General features: G+C 60.5%; 12 protein-coding genes. 10 read left to right on the forward strand and 2 right to left on the reverse strand.

The annotated features are described in order from the left end of the window. Positions 1-322: 322 nt before the first annotated feature. From gspD to AC3WUT_RS20230, 8 genes are all read left to right on the forward strand, one after another. On the forward strand, positions 323-2479 hold the full coding sequence (gene gspD / locus AC3WUT_RS20195; protein WP_492348879.1) for a type II secretion system secretin GspD: 2157 nt from the start codon (positions 323-325) through the stop codon (positions 2477-2479). 42 nt (positions 2480-2521) lie between these two features. After that, positions 2522-2944, forward strand: a complete 423-nt coding sequence (locus tag AC3WUT_RS20200) for a hypothetical protein (RefSeq protein ID WP_492348880.1) — start codon at positions 2522-2524, stop codon at positions 2942-2944. A gap of 202 nt (positions 2945-3146) precedes the next feature. Beyond that, the gene (locus tag AC3WUT_RS20205) at positions 3147-5054 is read left to right on the forward strand and encodes a cell surface protein (RefSeq protein ID WP_492348881.1); all 1908 of its coding nucleotides are present in this window, start codon (positions 3147-3149) and stop codon (positions 5052-5054) included. Positions 5055-5232: 178 nt separating this feature from the next. Further along, positions 5233-6237 (forward strand): peptidylprolyl isomerase, encoded by a 1005-nt coding sequence (locus AC3WUT_RS20210; RefSeq protein ID WP_492348882.1) that lies wholly within the window; start codon positions 5233-5235, stop codon positions 6235-6237. A gap of 152 nt (positions 6238-6389) precedes the next feature. Then, positions 6390-7190: an ABC transporter permease gene (locus tag AC3WUT_RS20215; protein WP_492349002.1), complete on the forward strand. Its 801-nt coding sequence runs from the start codon at positions 6390-6392 to the stop codon at positions 7188-7190. Continuing rightward, positions 7190-8455 carry an ABC transporter ATP-binding protein gene (locus AC3WUT_RS20220; protein ID WP_492348883.1) on the forward strand — a complete coding sequence of 422 codons (1266 nt, stop codon included), beginning with the start codon at positions 7190-7192 and terminating at the stop codon, positions 8453-8455. The genes AC3WUT_RS20215 and AC3WUT_RS20220 overlap by 1 nt, the downstream gene beginning before the upstream one ends. Before the next feature lie 8 nt (positions 8456-8463). Continuing rightward, positions 8464-9393 carry a hypothetical protein gene (locus tag AC3WUT_RS20225; protein WP_492348884.1) on the forward strand — a complete coding sequence of 310 codons (930 nt, stop codon included), beginning with the start codon at positions 8464-8466 and terminating at the stop codon, positions 9391-9393. Positions 9394-9518: 125 nt separating this feature from the next. Next, positions 9519-10655, forward strand: coding sequence for an acyltransferase family protein (locus AC3WUT_RS20230; protein WP_492348885.1), 1137 nt, complete (start codon positions 9519-9521; stop codon positions 10653-10655). A gap of 69 nt (positions 10656-10724) precedes the next feature. Here the strand turns inward: AC3WUT_RS20230 and AC3WUT_RS20235 are convergent, their stop codons facing one another. Then, positions 10725-14384, reverse strand: a complete 3660-nt coding sequence (locus AC3WUT_RS20235; RefSeq protein WP_492348886.1) for a methyltransferase domain-containing protein — start codon at positions 14382-14384, stop codon at positions 10725-10727. A gap of 135 nt (positions 14385-14519) precedes the next feature. Here AC3WUT_RS20235 and AC3WUT_RS20240 point away from each other — a divergent pair, with 135 nt between their 5' ends. Further along, entirely contained in the window at positions 14520-15254 is a 735-nt protein-coding gene (locus AC3WUT_RS20240) for a SapC family protein (protein WP_492348887.1), read from the forward strand. 64 nt (positions 15255-15318) lie between these two features. Continuing rightward, positions 15319-16416, forward strand: a complete 1098-nt coding sequence (locus AC3WUT_RS20245; protein WP_492348888.1) for a glycosyltransferase family 4 protein — start codon at positions 15319-15321, stop codon at positions 16414-16416. Between the two features lie 67 nt (positions 16417-16483). Here AC3WUT_RS20245 and AC3WUT_RS20250 read toward each other — a convergent pair whose 3' ends face one another. After that, positions 16484-18871, reverse strand: coding sequence for a tetratricopeptide repeat protein (locus tag AC3WUT_RS20250; RefSeq protein WP_492348889.1), 2388 nt, complete (start codon positions 18869-18871; stop codon positions 16484-16486). Positions 18872-18934: the final 63 nt, after the last annotated feature.

An 18934-nucleotide genomic window follows, 5' to 3' on the forward strand; every position in this document is an offset into this window, starting at 1 on the left:
TCCAGCTCCAGCTCCAGCTCCAGCTCCAGCTCCAGCTCCAGCTCCAGCTCCAGCTCCAGCTCCAGCTCCAGCTCCAGCTCCAGCCGCGGCCGCGGTCTCAGCGCCTTCTGCGTCGGCAGGTGCTGCTTCTGCTGTGCCTCCGGGGATGACGTCGAAACCGGTTGAATCCACGCCTGCGGCCCCTCCTCAGCCTGTCGAAGCTCCGGCTACAGCGGGCAGCGGCCCTTTGCCGGCCATCGCGCAGCCCAGGGCAAGTGATTCCAAGGGCTCAGCCCTGGCTCCCCAGGTCGATACCGAGCCTCGTCTGGATCGTGGCACCGGCGTGATCACGGCTCCCAGCTTATTGGCGCCGCCTCCTGACGGTTCAGCCACCTCGTTTGGTTTTGAAGAGGCGCCGATTCTCGACGTGGTCAATGTGCTGATGCGCGACATCTTGAAGGTGGATTTCGTCATTCACCCACCCTTGACCGGTAGCGTCACACTGGCCACGCGTGCCAATGTCAGCACCGATCAGGCGGTCTATCTGCTTGAAAGTGCGCTGCAAGCGGCGGGCCTGCAGATGGTGCGCGACACCCGGGGCATCTTCCATGTGGGCAAACCTGAATCGCTCAAGGGTATCGGTGGCGCTGTGCGCCGCTTTGAAGCCGGCAAGGCCTTGCAACCCGGTTACGGCGTGATCGTGGTGCCGCTGGAGTTCATTGGCGCTGCTGAAATGGCGAGCATCCTCAAGCCCTTGTTGCCGCCTGATGCCCTGGTGCGCACCGACACTACCCGCAACATGCTGGTGCTGGTGGGCTCGCGCACCCAGGCCGAGGGTTGGTTGGACTTGGTGCGCACCTTTGACGTGAACCTGCTCAAGGGGATGTCGATTGGCCTGTTCCCGCTCAAATACATCACCACCAAAGAGGTGGAAGACACCCTCAAGATGCTGGCGGCTTCAACCGGCACCACCTTGGGCACCTCCACCGCGGGGGGGACGGGTGTGGCTTCGGCCGCTCCTGCTGCCCCGACTATGAGCCTTGGGGCTGCGGTCGCCGCGGGGGGGTTGGGCGCGTCGTCGAGCACGGCCAACCGCACCGGCGGTGTCAGTGAGGCGTTTCCCTTGTTTGGTGCCATCCGCATGATGACGGTGGACCGGCTCAATGCTGTGCTGGTGGTCACGCCGCGCGCGCCCTATCTGGACGAGGCCAAGCGCTGGCTTGATGGCATTGACAAGCCGGGCCTGAACGGCGGTGAGCCCCAGCTTTATGTGTACCCCGTGCAAAACGGCAACGCCAAACACCTTGCCAGCGTGATCAGCGGTTTGTTTGGTGGCAACACGTCCGGTACCACCTCCAATACAGGGGTGGCCCCGAGCCTGGGCAGCTCCAGCACGGGTTCGACCTTTTTGGGTTCTTCGGGCACCAGCAACTCGGCGTTTGGCAGCACCAGCTCCAGCACAGGCTTGGGCGGCAGCTCCTTTGGTTCGGGCAGCAGCAGCACCAATGCCGCCAACAGCGCCAACAACGTGCAGGCCGTGGCCCTGGGCAACAGCGGGGTGCGCCTGATTGCCGACAACCTCAACAACGCCATCTTGGTATGGGGCACCCGAGCCGACTTTGCCAAGATCGAAAATGCCCTCAAGCGCCTGGACGTGCCTCCCACCCAGGTGTTGATTGAGGCCAGTATCATCGAAGTGACCCTCAGCGACACCTTGAGCTACGGTTTGCAATGGGCCTTCAGCGGTGGCACGTCCGGTGGCCGCACGGGCAAGGGCGTGCTCAGCTCGGCCTCAGATGGCTCGATTGCCACCGCCGCCCAGGGTTTTACCTATGCCCTGTCCAATTCGGCGGGCAGCGTGCAGGCCGTGCTCAATGCGCTGGCGGGCGAATCGCTGCTCAAAGTGATCTCTAGTCCCACCCTCATGGTGCTCGACAACCACACGGCCAACATCACCGTGGGCACCCAGCAGCCGGTGCAGGCCGGTAGCAGCGTGACCAGCACGGGTACCACAGTCAGCTCGATTCAATACAAAGACACGGGTGTCAACCTCACTGTGACCCCCTCGGTCAACGCCGGCAACATGGTGACCATGGAATTGCAGCAAACTGTCAGCGACGTCGGTGCCACGCAAGACAAGGCCACCGGGCAGTACCCCTTCAACCAGCGCCAGATCACCAGTAAGGTGGCCGTGCGCTCGGGCGAAAACATCGTTTTGGGGGGGCTGATCCGCGACAACAACAGCAACGGCAGCTCGGGCTTGCCCCTGCTCAGTTCGATTCCGGTGATCGGTGGGCTGTTCGGTGCCAAAAACTCCAGCACCAACCGAACCGAGCTGTTGGTGGTGCTGACGCCCCGCGTGGTGCGCTCCGACCAGGAGATCCGCGACGTCAGCGAGGAGGTTCGTGACAAGCTCAAGGGGTTGTCAGGTTTCAAGAATCTGGCAGTGACCCCGGCGGGCAAGGCACCCTTGACGCAAAGCACGTCCACCCTTAAGTAAGCAGTTTGTTTCTTCTATATATAGAGAGAAAGTCTTCGCATCATGACCCTTGCATCTTCTTTCAATACACGCCGCTGGGCCTTGGCCGCCTGTGCTGCGACGGCCTTGACTCTGGCCGGCTGCGCCAGCCTGCAACCCCAGACGCCTGAGCAGATGGTGGAAGCCCGTGCCAACCAGCGTTGGCAGTACCTGATTGAGGGTGATATTCAAAAAGCCTACGACATGTTGATCGACAGCTACCGCCGTGTCACCCCCTATGAGCGCTATCGTGGACGCATGGCCAATGGGGGTTGGATCAAGGCCAAGGCAATTTCCGTGGCTTGCGCCGATGAAGTGTGTTCTGTACGCATCAGTTTGGAGGCAAAACCTCCCCTGGGCGCAAGGTATGGCGGTAACATCAATACAGGGCTCGATGAGAGCTGGGTGCTGGAAGAGGGGCAGTGGCGAATCAAGCCGCAGCTTTGATTGACAATCCCAGTGCTCAAAGAGCACTGCCTTGTCTTACAGGAGGAACGTCAACCAGGTATTGGATTTTGTTGCTTTTCTTCAACATGATGGGCTAGCCCACAATCCACTGGATGAGCCCGTTTCTTTCTGTGCTACGATTCGTAGGCGTTGACAATCTTGGTAGTTGCGCTTACCAAATTTTTTCTAAACAGGAGTTTTCATGAAAAAAAGGATTTTGTCCTTGAGCATTGCTGCCATGATTGGCGGTGTTGGTCTGGCTGGCGGTGCTTCCGCTGCTGTGTTTAGCCAAGGCGGCACCACCCTGACTAACGTCGGTAATGCTGCTGGCCACATCTTGTTGGTTCCTTACTTCAGCACCCAAGGTGGCAACGCTACCCTGCTGAACATCACCAACACTGACACCGTGAACGGCAAGGCTGTCAAGGTTCGTTTCCGTGGCGCTGCCAACTCTGACGACCTGTATGACTTCCAAGTTCTGCTGTCGCCGGGCGACGTGTGGACTGCTTCCGTGTCGCAAGATGCCACCACCGGCATCAGCACCCTGAGCACCACCGACGCAACCTGCACGCTGCCCACTTCGGTCAACGGCGCATTCCAAACCGGTCGCGTTCAGCAGTTCAGCACCGCATCTTCGATCGCTAACCAGACTCGCGAAGGTTACATCGAAATCCTGAACATGGCTGACATTCCGAAGTTCGGTCTGTTCGACCAAGGTACCATTTCGGGCACCACCCTGACTGCACCGACCACCAACCCCCTGTACACGGCTATCAAGCACGTGAGCGGCGTGGCTCCTTGCTCGACCACCACTGCTGGCGCTGCTGCCATCAACCTGCTGGTGCAAGATCCGACGGCTTACTCTGCCACCGGTACGTTCAGCACTGGCGCCGCCAATGCTGGCACTATCTCCGTGGGCACTGGTGTTTCGGGCACTACCAGCTCGACCACCGCTCAAGGCCTGGGCTTGGTGTTCCCCACCGGCAAGCTGCTGGCTGACTGGACCATCATCAACGTGGCTAGCACCACCGTTCTGTCGGGTCAAGCTACCGCCATCACTGCTGACACCGCTAACCTGGTGTTCTTCCCGCAGGTTGGCACTGCCATCCCGACCACCAACAGCACTGCTGTGACGGCTACCACCGCCATCGTGAGCGGTACTGCTGCTACGCTGGCTGTTTCTACGCCCACTCTGGACGCTGTGACGGCTGACCCGATCTTCCGTACCACCAACCTGGCTTACAACCAAGGCACGGTTCTGGCTAACGCTAACGTGAACAACGGTAGCGCTGCCAACACCGCCAACGGTACGATCCAGAACGCTGCTTCGTCGACTGCTGCATCTTTGGCTGCTCCTGCCGTTGCTGCTGCTTACTACGATCAGCCTGACCTGTCTACCCCGTACGTGGGTGTGGTTGTCGCCACCGGTACTGCTGCTAACAACATCTCTGCCTTGAACCAGTCGCTGTCTGTGACCGCTCTGCTGGCCAAGTCGTCGGTGACCAACTCGTACCTGACCACTTCGGCTCTGAACGCTGCAACTGACTGGGTGTTCTCGATGCCCACCCGTCGTTACCACACCGCTTACGCTTACAGCTACGCTGGCGCCACTGGCAACGGTCAGATCTACACTGACTACACCAACGCTTCTACTGTGGCTAACGCAGGTGCTACCGGCTCTGCTTACCGTTTCTTCAGCCCGAGCAACACCTCGGTGTCGTCGACCAACGGTCTGCAGATCTGCACCAAGCTGGCTACTGGCGTGACCGCCTTCGGTCGTGAAGAGCAAGTCGCTGCTGTGTCGAACCCTGGCTTCGTGGTGTCGCCTGGTACCGTGGCTGCTTCGGCAACCCTGAGCCTGTGCGGCGAAACCTCGGTGCTGTCGTTCGGCAAGGCTTCGGCTCTGTTGAGCGCCACCGTGGCCAACACCGTGTACCCGTCTGCTAGCCTGCCGGCAGTTGACGGCTGGGCTACCTTCTCGACCAGCTCTGGTGCTGCCAACGTGGTTGGCACGCTGCCTATCCTGGGCTTCGCTGCTCAGAAGGCTGTGAACAGCGCCGTGTCGGCTGGCGTGTCGGGCAACTTCGGTCTGTCCTACACCCACCGTTAATTGCGGGCCGGCTCGCCGGTTCTGTCAGGTCTTGCAAAAGGCCTGCGCAATTCAAAAAGGCGGAGACTTCGGTCTCCGCCTTTTTTTTGGGTAAAGCCCGTGGGGCTGCTTGAACTTCTGTACAAGGACAGACTCAAGCCAAGTTCTCTTAATTCCATTTCGATCGAATCACACCACCATGTTGCCGTTTCAATTCAAGTCGTCCTGGATGTTGTCTTCTCTGGCCGCCGTTTCGTGCGGGGTTCTACTGAGTGCTGCCTCGTTCAGCGCGCAGGCACAAGATGACGTGTTCATTCAAAAGCCCGAAGTGCTGTTGATGGCCCCGGGCATTGAAGTGACCACCCTTGATGTGCTGGCCGAGATGCAGCGAGTTCCTGCCGATCAGCGTGCGGGCATGCTGACCAAGCCCGAGACTGTGGGCCAAATCGTGCAGAACATCTTTTTGCGCCGCGCAATCACACAGACGGCCGACAAGGAAGGCATTGGTCAAACACCTTTGTTGCAACGCCTGAATCAGCTCAACCGCGAGCGCCTGATCACTGATGCCTACCTGGAATTTCTAGACAAGAAAAACGAATTGAAATTGGCCGATGCCGAGAAACTGGCAGCCGTGGAATACAAGGTCAACCCGAAGAACTTTGAAGCCCCCGAGGAAGTCGAGGCCAGCCATATCTTGATTCGCTTTGGCGAAGACAAAGCGGCCGCCAAAGCCAAGGCTGAAGCCATTTTGGCCGATCTGAAAAACGGTGCCGATTTCGCCACCGTGGCTAAAGAAAAGTCAGAAGATCCAGGCAGCGGAGCTAAAGGGGGCGATCTGGGCCGTTTTGGCCGTGGTCGCATGGTCAAGCCTTTTGAAGATGCTGCTTTTGCACTGAAGAAGCCTGGCGAACTGTCGGGCTTGGTTGAATCGCAGTTCGGCTATCACATCTTGAAGCTCAAAAAGCATGACATGGTGCGTGTTCGCGCCTACGCCGATATCAAGGATGAATTGGTCAAGAACGTGCAGCAAAAGGCGATTGTCGATGGCCGTAAGCTGGAGGCAGAACGCCTGAACAATGAGGCCAGCATTCAGGGCGACGCGCTCAAACGTTTTGTCGATGCCTACAAGCCTGCAGAAGCCGCAGCCGCACCTGCAGCCGAGTCCAAGCCTGCCGAAGCCGCGGCAGCAGCCGACAAGAAGTAAGGCCGTTCCAGACTCGTTTCTGACCTCCTCCCCCACTCGGATCTGTAGTACAGATAATCGCACTGGGGGCAGCCAATCAAGGCTGAACCCAACCCGAGGCGCCCTGTTGCGACCTCGGTTTTTTGTTTGTCAATGAAACAAGAAAGGCTGCCGTGCAGGCCCTGCTAGACGATACGCGCCAACTGTGGCGAAACCGCTCTTTGCTGCGCACGCTCGTGCGGCGTGAAATCGCGGCCCGTCATGCCGGTACGGCAGCCGGCGCGCTGTGGTCTTACATTCAGCCCTTGCTGACGGTGGCTGTGTATTACCTGGTGTTTGACATCGTTTTTGCCATGCGCCTGGGCGAGCAGGCCCCGGTGAGGGCTGTGGGCACCTTCTTGATCGTCGGATCTTTGCCCTGGATGGCCTTTTGCGAATTCGTCAACCGGGGTATGACCAGCTTGATTGATGCTGGGGGCCTGTTGCAGAAAAACGCATTGCCACCGGTGTTGTTTCCCGTTCGCTCGGTATTGGCCAGCTCAGTGGTTTATGGACCTCTGATATTGGCCTTGATCCCTTTGTACGGGGCGCACCATCAATATCAAACGGCATTGTTGGCGCTACCGCTGCTGATGCTGTTGCAAACCTTGCTGGCTTTGTTCATGGCCTATTTGTTGGCCATATTCGCTGCGGCACTGCGCGACACGGTTCAGGTCGTTGGTTTCTTGTTGTCACTAGGGGTGTTTATCTCGCCCATTTTGTTCCCTCTGTCGCAGTTTCCTGAAAACTGGCGATGGGCTTTGTGGATCAATCCCATCACGCCTTTTGTATTGGCCTATCAGAGCGTCTTCTTGACTGGCCAATGGCCACCCATAGCCCATTGGGGGGTGATGCTGCTGTGGGTCATGGGTTGCGGCAGCTTGCTCTCGCTGGTGCTGGGCCGCAGTCGTGACCATTTGGTGGATTGGCTGTGATGAATCCCTCACGACCCAACGATCAGCCCGTGCTGCGCGTGCAGCAACTCAGCAAAGAATACCGTCTGTACGACTCGCCCGGTGCGAGGCTACGCTCGCTGCTGTGGGGGGGCGCTGGCTACCGCACCCAGCGGGTGTTGCAGGATGTGAACTTCGAGCTCTACCGCGGTCAATGCCTGGGGGTGGTGGGCAACAATGGCGCAGGCAAAAGCTCGCTGCTCAAATTGGTGGCGGGTACCTTGCAGCCTAGCCAGGGTGTGTTGGAGCGGCGTGGCCGCGTCACGGCCATCCTGGAGTTGGGTGCGGGTTTTCACCCCGACTTTACAGGCCGCGACAATCTGTTTTTTGGTGGCCGCCTGATTGGCTTGTCTGACGCTGAGATCCATCAACTGGCGCCCAGCATCATCGAGTTTTCCGAGCTGGGTGATGCCATCGACCGGCCGGTCAAATCGTATTCATCGGGCATGGTGGTGCGCCTGGCTTTTGCCTTGGTCACCGCGATCGAGCCTGATGTGCTGATCATTGACGAGGCCTTGGCCGTGGGCGATCAGCATTTTCAGAAAAAATGCATCGAACGTATTGATGCATTTCGCCAAAACGGCTGCACGATCTTGTTTTGCTCGCACAGCATGTACCACGTGCGCAGCATCTGCAACCGGGCCATCTGGCTGGAGGGCGGGCGGGTGCGCGCCTTTGGCGAAACCGAGGCAGTGCTGAGTGCCTATGAGGCAGAACTACCGCCCACCGTCACCCAAACCGCCCGGGGTACCGAGGTGGTGCCGGTGGCCAAGCAGATGGCTGCCAGCCATGCCGCAGTGCCGGTTTCCCGAGAAGCCCCAGACCTTCCGGCCTTGATCGAAGGCACCCGTGCGCGCATTCTGCAGCTTGAGCTCGGTGGCATGGGGGAGGGGGAGCCACCCCTGTTGATCCAGCAAGATTTGCTGGTCACCGTGACCGTGCGTGTGGCCGACGACGAGCAACCGCAGATCGGCATCATGCTTGAGCAAGCCAAGGGCGCTGGCATCACCGTGGTGGCCACTCACACCGATGGTGTGGCACCACGCTCACTGGGCAATGGCTGCTGGCAGGTGCAGCTGCGTTTCACCGATCTGCCCTTGTATTCCGGCGAATACGTGGTCAGTGCCTATCTGTTTGATCATGCTGGCCTGGTGGTGTACGACGAGTGGCTGCACCATGCCTACTTTCGGGTGGTGTACGCGAGCAAGCTGCCGGGGCTGGTTCGTTTGCCTCACCGTTGGGAATAAGAGCAGGTATGGGGGCTCGGCTGCAGCGCTACCGCCATTGGTGGCGCGTTCAATTGCGTGACGCACTTGAGTTGGTCTGCATCCCCGCGCTGGCCATTGTTTTGCCCTGGCCCCTGTGTTTTCGTCTGTTTCGCTGGATTGCGGGCTTTGGCTTGCTGTATCGCATGCCCGTGCGACGTGGACTGGAGCAGGCCCTTCAGCGGGGCTGGATGTTGCCTCAAGAAAAGTCCCGCTGGGCTCGCGATCTGCGCCTGGTCCGCTTGGTAGACCATGCCGATTTCTACCTGTGCGCCACGCGAAGCGTGGCCTGGCTGCGCCGGCATGTGACGGTGGAGGGGGCCTGGCCTGAACCTGGGCAACCCGGCCTGTTGTGCACCTTTCACTGGGGTGCAGGCATGTGGGCGCTGCGCCATGCCCGTGCCGAGGGGCTGCAACCGCACATGATGTTGGCGCGTTTCAATCCAGACCATTTTGCGGATCATCCCGTGTTGCTTCGCTACGCACGGGCGCGCACGGCGGGCGTGGCGCGCGAGGGCGGCCATGCCACCATCGACCCCTTGCAGTCAAAAGAGCCGATTCAGGCTGCCCTGGTGGCACGCGAGCAGATCATGGCGGTGATGGACGTGCCCTCAGATTCGGTGCGTTCCACACGCGTGGTCGAGTTTCTGGGTCAAGCCATTGCCATGCCCAGTGGCTTGCTGCGTGTGGCGGTTGAACAGCAGGTGCCTGTGACGGTGTTCAGCATGGGCATTGACCTGAACACGGGCCACCGGCGCTTGAGCATTCGTCGCGTCAAAACGTCCAATGATCTGTCGACTTTGATGCCAGACGTGTTTCAGCACATGGATCGCCTGGTGCGAGAGTCTCCGACTCTGTGGCATTTTTGGGGTGAGGCTGAGCGCATCTTTGCAACTGTGCCCACCCAAGCACAGGTTTGACTGCGTTGAGCGTTGTTTGTCGATTGAGTGGGCCCACAAGCCGTAAAGTGCAGTCCGTCGTCTGGATTTTGTGAGTTTCACTGTTGATGTCTTCACCTGCCAAAACCCCTGCCGCCCAGCCCACCATGAGTCGCAGTCTGGGCCTGGATTGCCTGCGCAGCCTGGGCATCTTGATTGTTTTGTGCAATCACGGCCTGATCGGTTTCATCTTCAGCCAAGGAATTTTGCCGTTCAAAGGGTGGGTGGCTCAACTCAGCGCCAGCGCCGTTCTGTCGATTGAGTGGTTGTTTCTGCTCAGTGGTTATTTGATCGGCGCCATGATGATTCGCAGTTTCGAATCGGGGCGCACCTGGTCGGCCTGTGCTCGAGATTTTTGGCTGCGTCGTTGGTTTCGCACGCTGCCCAATTACTACCTGTTCTTGATTTTGAATCTGGCCCTGGTGTCCTGGGGGTGGATGGATGGGGTTTTTGAATGGAAGTTTCTGGTCTTCTCGCAAAACCTGGCGTGGACCGAAGCCACTCCCCATTTTTTCGGTGAATCATGGTCACTCGCTTTGGATGAATGGTTTTACTTCTGCATGCCTTGGCTTCTTGGGATCGCAGCCTTCCTGGGGGTGAAGAGCAACCAAAAGCGATTCATGCTGGTGTCGCTGTTCTTGATCTTGGGTCCAACATTTTTGCGGGCCTGGCATGCACCTTCGGTCGAGTTCTTTGGCTGGGATGCTGATATCCGACGTGTCACGATTTACCACCTCGATGCCACAGGCTGGGGTGTGTTGGCCGCTGTGATGAACAAATGGTTCAAGCCCTGGTGGCGCTCCCATGAGGGGGCCAAAGCCTGTCTTGGGGTGGGCTTGATGGGGTTGGGCCTGTATGGCGTGTGTGACTTGTTGCAGCCCGTCACGCCTCTCATGGGTCGTGTCTGGAACGTGGCCGCGATTGCGTGCATGGCCGCGGGCACATTCTTTGTCATGCCGTGGTTGACACGCTCATTCAGTGCCAAGCCCCGATGGGCTGCCTTCACGGGCAGGCTCAGCATGTACGCCTACTCGATTTACCTGAGCCATTTTCCGATGATGTTCGTGTACTTGCACGTGTTGAAGGTGCAAGGGCCTGTCAGCGCATGGACACTGGCCGCTGCCATGGTCGGGTGGTTGGTCAGTGTGCTGCTGATTTCAGCCTTGGTGTACCACGGGTTTGAAGGCCCGGTAGCAGATTTGAGAGAGCGATTTACCCGCAAAGTGGATGCGTCACCGTTTTAATCAGCCTGACGCGGATCGGCCGAGGCAGTGCTGCCTGCGGGTATCAGGCAAGCACTTTCAGTCCTTGGTTCAAGTGGCACTTCCTGCCTTGGTCGCGCCTGGTAGATATTCGTCCTGATAATCAAACGGGGTCGCGCGGAAAGTTTCGAAAGGGCCTGAATCCCCGCACGGCAACGCTGGTGGTTGCCCCAAACTGAAATGCTGCGCCATGAGTGCCTGAAAAACCCCCAGCCATCCCGCAGCATCCGTGTTCCAAGGCAGCACCCATGTCCAGGGGCGCCCCGTCAGCCGAGCCGGGAACGCCCCCAGATCGGGCGCCACGATGGGTAGACCAGCCTGCAGGCAGGCGCTGAGGGTGTAGCTGTAGGTTTCGGGCGCCTGCACCGGAAACCACACCAAATCGGGCTTCAACCAACCCAGCAAGGCGGGCAGCTCATCGTTCTGGTAGCGTCCATGCACGGTCAGGTGGGCTCTTGGCTGGGTGCTGAGGTCTCGATAGGCGTGGCCAAGCAGGTGAAAGTCGATGGCCACCCCCTGGCGGGCCGCCAGCAAGGCCGTTTGTTCCAGCAGGTCGGCACCTTTGAGCACGTTCAAGGCGCCGATCACGGCCACCTTGAGCCGAGCTCCCTGGGGCAGTGCCTGGGGGTTCGGGTTGGGCAAGGACTGGCCTGCCGGCAGGTCGGGGTGCGGGGTCAGGCGCAAGTCGGCCTGGGGTACGAAGCTATGCATGCGGCGGGCCGCGTCGATGCTGGGGGCCAGTACATGGCGCATGCGCTGCAAGAGTGCGCGGTGATCACGGCGCCACACTTCGATGGTCTTGTGATCGGGGGCGGGGCGTTCCTTCAGGCAAGTCGTGCATTGACTGGGACCCTGTTCGCCGCAGTAACGCCCGTTGGCATCGACCAGCGACACCTGGGGGCACAGGGTGTAGTAATCATGCGCGGTGAAGTCGGCGGGCACGCCCAAGTCTCGGGGGAGGTTCAGCACTTCGCTGCCGTGGTCCATCAGGTGATGGTAGTGGACCAGTACCACGCTCAGTTGTTTCAATCGGTCAAGTAGCGCCGGTGCCTCGTCGGGCAGTTGAAACGATTCCAGATAGCCTTCGCGGGGGTCCACGCAGCTCAGCTTCAGCACGCCACCTTCATAGGGGCGCAGCAATAGAAAGTCGGCCCGGTGACCCAGTTGGGCGGCCAACTCTCGGATGTGTTGCAAGGTGCCGCCGGCAGCGTTGTGGCTCACGGCCAGCACCTTGGGGCGACCTGTGGCCCGCAGGCGCAGCAAGTCGATCTGTCGACGGGCCGGGCGGGCCGGGTCGGCCTGCACAAAGCGTTGAACCTCGGCTTCATAGCCGGGGTGCAGGCGGCGCAGGGTGCGCATGGCGGCCCGTTCACGATCGTTCTTGCTGTCGCCAAAGCTCACACCGCCTCGGTGAAGCACAAAGGTGTCCAGGGCATGCAGATGGCGCCAACCCGTGGCGCTGGCGCGGCAGCAAAAGTCGTTCTCTTCGCCGTAGCCCTTGCCAAAGTGCTCCACGTCAAACAAGCCTACCGCCTGCAGGCAGTCACGCCGGATGTACATGCAAAACCCGATGGCCGTCGGAATGTCAACGGTTTGCCCGGACAGATGCCGGGCCAGCATCTGGTCAAGAGCCGACGTGTCCAACCCTTCGGGCAAATCATTGGCTTCGCAAAAACGGGGGTAGCTGCAAATGGTGGCGTTGTTCGAAAACGGGGTCACTGAGGATACCCGGGGCTCGCTGTAGGCAGCACGCCGCATCCGGTCTAGCCAATCATTGGCCACCTCGGTGTCGCTGTTGAGCAGCAGGACATCGTGGGCCTCGCTCAGCGTCATGCCACGGTTCACGGTGGCCACAAAGCCCAGGTTGCTTTCGTTCTCCAGCAGCATCACCTCGGGGTGGGCCGAGGCCCATTGGCGCAACCACTCGCTGAGTGCTGGCTCGGGGCTGGCGTCGTTGATCACGATCAGGCGGGTGGGGGTGCTTTGGCGGTGAGCCAACACGGATTCAAGGCATTGCCGGGTGTCGCTCAGCCCGCGATACACCGGCACGATGATGTCCACCGTCGGCGACAAGGGTTGATTGGCATTGGTATTGGCAGCGGCTTGGCTGGGTGCTGTCGAAGAAACTTGCCGTGGTGTCGGGCCTGAGATTGCTTCAGGAGGTCGGGCTTGAACGGGCGCTTGGGGGGCCGTGGCCTGCGCTACGGAGGGGTGGGGGGCGGTGCCTTGCGGCGCTCGCGAGGGCAGGCACCGTCGGGCCACGTTGAACAGGCGCCGCAGTGGACTGGCATGGGCGGCCTGCAGGGCCACCTGGCTTTGTTGCAAGGTTTGCAAGGTGTGCTCGTGCTCGGCTTGCAACTGTTGCAGGCGCTCATGCCGCGCCACTGCTTGCCCATGTTCGTGGCGCCACTCGCGCTCCATGGCGGTCAGTTGTTGTTCCAACTGCTGCGTGTGCTCCTGATTGACCGACCAGGCTTCGCGCAGGCGTGTCATTTCTTGCTCGCTGGGTTGGCATTGGCGCAGGTGCGCCAGCAAGGCCAGGTAGTCGGTCGAGGCCGGCCAGCCCAAACTGACCTGCAGGCTGCCGCCCATCAGAGTCTGCCAGGGCAGTTGACGGGGCAGTTCCAGCCAGGGGTCTTTCCCCTCCAGCACCGACAGCACCCCGGACTGTGCATCCACAGCTGGGGCCAGGCTGATCTGATGCAGGGCGCAGCCGGTCAGCGCGGCCGGGCCGAGTTGTCGGCAGTCGGCCTCCCAAATGCGCTGGCCTTCAGCATCCAGCAGTTCCAGTCGGTGCCAGCGCATGAAGCCGGGCCGGTCTGCAGGGTCCAGCCGCAGCCCGCACAGACCCGTCTGGGCGGGCAGGGGGTAGCGCAGGGTCTGAAAGTCCTGGCCGATGACCCCACTGACTTGAAGTTTCTGGGCCTCTTGGAAGCCCTGGCCCAGGTCCCAGTAGAGCGTGGTGCCGAAGCTGGGCGGCAAGGGGGCGGGCGGCGCCTGCAAGGTGGGCGAGTGCGGCGCATCGGGCACGCAGGCGGTGATGAACTGGTAGGTCAGGGCATCGGGCAGGTTGCACAGGTAGTGAGACACCGCAGGTGGCAACAGGTCAAAAGCCACCTCGAATTCGGTTTGAGGCACATCCCGTTGAATGCCCTCCAGTCGCGTGGCCCCCCAGCCTTGGTCGGCTAAAAAGCCAAGCCAGCTGTTGCGGGTGAAGAATCGCAGGTGGGTTCGGTCCAGCAGGCCTTCGTCTCGGTACTCAAGTCGCCCGCCCATCAGCTCGCCGATCAGGCCCGCGTGGCCTGCATTCGGGATTGAGGCCAGTAGCTGACCGCCTGGCGCCAGGTGTTGGCGACATTGGGCCAGCAGGCGCTCGGGCGAGCGCAGGTGTTCCAGCACATCGGCACAGACGATCACGTCGTAGCGTTGCTCGCCCAGCAGGGTGGCCAGCTCGCACTGGTCCAGGTCGGCCACTGACACCTGCTGGTACCACTGCCGTGCTGCTTCGGCCTCCGCGGGGTTGTAGGTGATGCCGTCAATGTGATCTGTGCCCCGCTGGCGCAACATATGGCCCAGAGCCCCTGCACCACAGCCCAAGTCCAGCACGCGGGACCCAGGGGCAACCCACTGTGCCAGTCGCCCGAGTGAATGGGCGGCGTCAAGGCTGAGGTCGCGTTGGTAGACGTGGAGGTTGGAGGGGGCGCTTTGCATGCGTGAATTATCTCGCCCTCTTGAGGGCGAGAAGTGGGTGTTGGTAAAGGGGGCGCCCCTCCGATTTAGAATCGCGCTTTGTCCATTCATTGGTACCGGCCTGGGCCGCCCATTCAATTCGATCAAAGGTCATTCATGCAGGCACTGAAAGCCGTCACCCCCGAAGCATTTGCGGGCAAATATTGGAAGCACCCGGGTAACTATCTTTATGCCGCTGGCTTGAACCTCATTCCGGTGGTGGCCGCCGAATTGTCCAAGGCGGCCGCGCACATGCCGCTGGCGTTTGTTGAGTTTGGTGGTCGTTGGCAATTGATGGCCGTCACCTCGCTGATCCCTGGCACCAATTTGCTGGTAGGCCCGCAGGGCCAATGGGTGGGCCAGTACATTCCGGCCTCGATGCGTGGCTACCCGTTTGCGTTGGCCCGCCCGCAGGGCACTGACACGCTGGTGCTGTGTACCACCGAAGAGGGCGACCACATTGTGGAGGCCAACGAGGGGATGCCGTTCTTTGATGCATCGGGTCAACCCAGCCCGCAGACGCAGCGTGCCATGAACTTCTTGGTCGACTTCAACACCAGCCGCACGCAAACCTGGCGTGCCATTGATGCCTTGGTGGCCGCGAAACTGCTGGTGCCTTGGGAACTGACCTCCACCCACAACGGGCAGGTGCAGCCTGTGGAAGGTTTGTATCGCCTGGATGATGTGCGCTTTGCTGCACTGTCGCCCAAGGCCTTGGCCACGCTGCATGCCGAAGGCGCCGCGCTGGTGGCGTATGCGCAGTTCTTCTCCCGTGAGCAGTTGGGCCGTCTGCAGGCTGCTGAGCGTGAACAGGCGCGTCTTCGTGGCGTAGACGCTGCGGCGCAGGCTTGAGGCGCATTTGATCATCTCGATCGATGGTGATCTGAGCCAGCGACGGCATGGAGGTTGAGCGCGCATGGTGGTGCTGACCTCGATCGCCTTTTTGCTAGCCGTGTTCCTTGGGGGCTGGCTGGTGCTGCGCATGCCGGCCAGTGCCTACAGCGACGACAAGCCTCAGCGCTTTCATGAGGGTGAGGTGTCACGCCTTGGTGGTGTGGCATTGGTCGTGGCGTTGGTTTCTGCTTGGCTGGTGGGCGCGGGGCTGGATGGCTGGTTGTTGCAACTCAATCTGCATCTGCCTTTGAAAACCGTGTTGCTGGCTGCTTTGGCCCTGATGCCAGCCATGGCGGTTGGTCTGGTCGAAGACCTGACCCAGCGGGTGTCGGTACGTCGGCGCATGGTCGCCACACTCCTGAGCGGCGCTGTGGCTTGCTGGTCGTTGGGCTTGTCGATCAATCGCATGGGTGTTGGGGGCCTGGATGCCTGGCTGCAGGCCTGGCCCTGGCTCGGCATCGGCTTGGCCGTCTTGGCGATCACGGGGCTGCCACATGCCTTCAACATCATTGATGGCTACAACGGTCTGGCTGGGGTGGTCGTGACCTTGATCGCACTGGCCTTGGCCCATGTGGCCTTGCAAGTGGGGGACCGGGCCGTGGCCGCTTTGATGATGGCACTGGTGGGCGCCACGGCGGGCTTTTTGTTCTGGAACTATCCCCGGGGGCAGTTGTTCGCAGGTGATGCGGGGGCTTACCTTTGGGGCGGGGTGATTGCGCTTGGCGCCATCATGCTGGTGCAGCGCAATCCCCAGGTCTCACCCTGGTTCCCGGTTTTGCTCTTGATGTACCCGGTGTGGGAGACCCTGTTCTCGATCTATCGAAAGGCGGCCCGAGGACATTCGCCGGGCTTGGCGGATGCGCTGCATTTTCACCAGCTGATTTTCCGCCGTCTGGTCAAAGGGGTGTTCCACGATGGCCGGGTGCGGCATTTGTTGATCCGAAACAACCGAACCTCTCCTTACCTGTGGGGGTTTTCAGCATTGACAGTGCTGCCGGCCGTGTTGTTCTGGAAGTCGACTTTGGCGCTGATGCTGTGCTGCGCGCTTTTTGCCGTTCTGTATGTCTTGGCCTACCTGGCGATTGTTCGTTTTAAGATTCCCCACTGGCTGAAGCACTGATTCAAGCGCTGAAGGCCTTTCAGATCAAATAGATGCCCCAGCGCAGGGGCATCTTCTCAATGTCAATTCAGCGGCTGGACGTCCCAAGCGTCAACACGGCAGGTGGCAGACTTTGCAGATGACGTTGGTACATCTGCTCGTACAAGGCTTCCAGGTTTTGGGTGAACAGAGCGTTGTCATAGAGCGGCGCCTGGGCTCGCCCGTCGGCCAGTTTCTGCTTGAGCGCTTGGGCACGGCCTGGCGTAGTGGCGATCTCAATGGCCAGGCGTTCAAATTCGCTGCGTTCAGTGCATGCCAGCTCGGGCAGCCCTGCGGCGCTCACCAGGCTGCCGGCCACCCGGCTGGCAAAAGTCTGGCCCATGCAGGTCAGTACCGGTAGTCCTGCCCACAGGGCATCCATGGCCGTGGCATGCGCGTTGTAAGGGGCGGTATCCAGGAACAGGTCGGCCAGCGCGTAGCGAGCCAGGTGATCGGCCTGGCTGGGAACCCGGCCGGCAAAAACCAGCCGATCGCCAGTCACGCCACGTGATTCAGCATGCTCACGCAAGGTGTTCTGTACCACGCCCCCGGCCTGAAGCCAGAGCACCGAGTCGGGCACGGCCAGCAGGATGCGCATCCAGCTGTCAAAGACCTCCGGGGTCAGCTTGTTGAGGTTGTTGAAGCCGCAGAACACAAAGCCCGATTCCGGCAACTGCTGGCTGGCCCTACTGGGCGGCGCATGGACAACCCGGCGTGTGTCATTGGGCATGAACTGATCTGGCAGGTAGGCGATCTGCTCGGTGTAGGCCGGGCGCAGTTCGTCCGGGATCACCACCGGGTCGGCAATCATGTAGTCCATGTAGGGCGCCCCCAGCGTTCCCGGAAAGCCCAAGTAGTTAACCTGCACAGGCGCGGCACGATTCGCAAAAATACCGGGGCGGCTGTGGGCTGTGTAGCCGGTCAGATCGATTGCAATGTCGATGCCCAGTTGGCGCGCCATGTCGGCGATGTCGGCGTCAGAGGATTCGTGCACATCCAGAAAGCGGTCAAAGCACTCGGTGATGCGCCGGTTCATCTGGTCATCGTGCAGAGGGCCTAGCGAGAAGGCATACAACTCAAAGCGATCTCGATCATGCCGGGTCAGGGTTTCGAGCAGCAGCAAGGCCACGGGGTGCTCGCCAAAATCGGCCGAGACATAGGCGATCCGGATTTTCTGGCGGCGTGGGTCGCGGCGAGCAAATTTGGGCTTGCCCTCGTCGGTGAGTGTCAGTCCTTTGCCGACTTTTTCGGCCCCATGCTTGAGCAGCATCGGGTCATTGAATACCTTGGCCAAGGTCAGGGGCTGGTTTTGAATGTGTTCGGACAGCACGGCCTGTTGAAGATCCTCGATCAAGCTGTCCAGATCTTGCCACTTGGCGCTGGACAGCTTGATGTCAATCAACGATTCCAGCATGCCGTTTTGCTCTGGTTCCAGTTCTCGGGCTTTTTCCAGCATGCGAAGGCCTTCTTCAAAGCGCTTGAGCTGGCTCAACATCTGGCCCGCGTACAGGTGGGCCGGGCCAGAGGTGGGTGCCTTTTCGACGGCCTTTCGGTAATGCACCAGAGCCTCTTCGTAGAGGCCCTCGCTTGAGACCAGATGCCCCTGAACGAGCAATGCTTCAGTGTTGGATGGGTCCGCCCTCAGGGCCTTGTCCGCAAAAAGTCGGGCCTTGACAGGGTGCTTTTTGACATGGTGCGCAAAGGCCAGCTTGGCCAGCCCAGCAGCGTTGCCAGGTTCGCGGGCCAGCAGCTGTTCACAATGCGCTATGGCCTCTTCATACCGGGCCCAGTCCACTGCCAGCGTGGCCGCAATCAGCAGGAATTCCGTGTTGTCCGGTTGGGCTTGCAAAGCCGGCACGATGGCCTGCTTGGCTTGTTCGTACTCGCGCAAGTGGCTGTACGACACCGCCAGTCGGGCCAGGGCCTGGGCTTGCCCGGGCGCCAGGGCCAGCACCTTGTTCAGCCCCTCGATGGCTTCGGCGTGCTTTTGCACGCTTTGCTGAGCCACGGCCATGTTGTACAGGGCCTCGGCATAGCTTGGGTTCAAGCGGATCGCCTCGGCATAGTCCTTCAATGCCAGATCTGTCAGCTTGAGGTCTTGCTGCACATTGCCCCGATTGTTGTAGGCCTCGGCGTAGTCTGGCTTGAGCTGGATGGCCCGGCTGCAGCTTTGCAGCGCTTCCGGCAGACGCCCCAGCAGGCGCAGCATGTTGGCGCGGTTGTTGTGGAAGGCGGGCTGCTGGGGCGCCAAGGCAATCGCTTGGTCCAGCATCTGCAAGGCCTGGGGCAGTTCACCCATCTGGGCCAGGCACACTGACAGCAGTTGCAAGGCATTGATGTCACCAGGGTTCATTCGGCGCCATTGCTCGTAGCGCTGGCGGGCCTCGGGCAGACGCCCCTGTTGGTGAAGTGAAATGGCCTGATTGAAGAGTTCCATGGACTGCGCTGAAATGAGTCTGCAAGGCGCCCGCAGGCGCGAGGCCGCCATTATCAGCGCTGC

This window comes from Curvibacter sp. EU05-FHT14A10, from assembly GCF_058791075.1.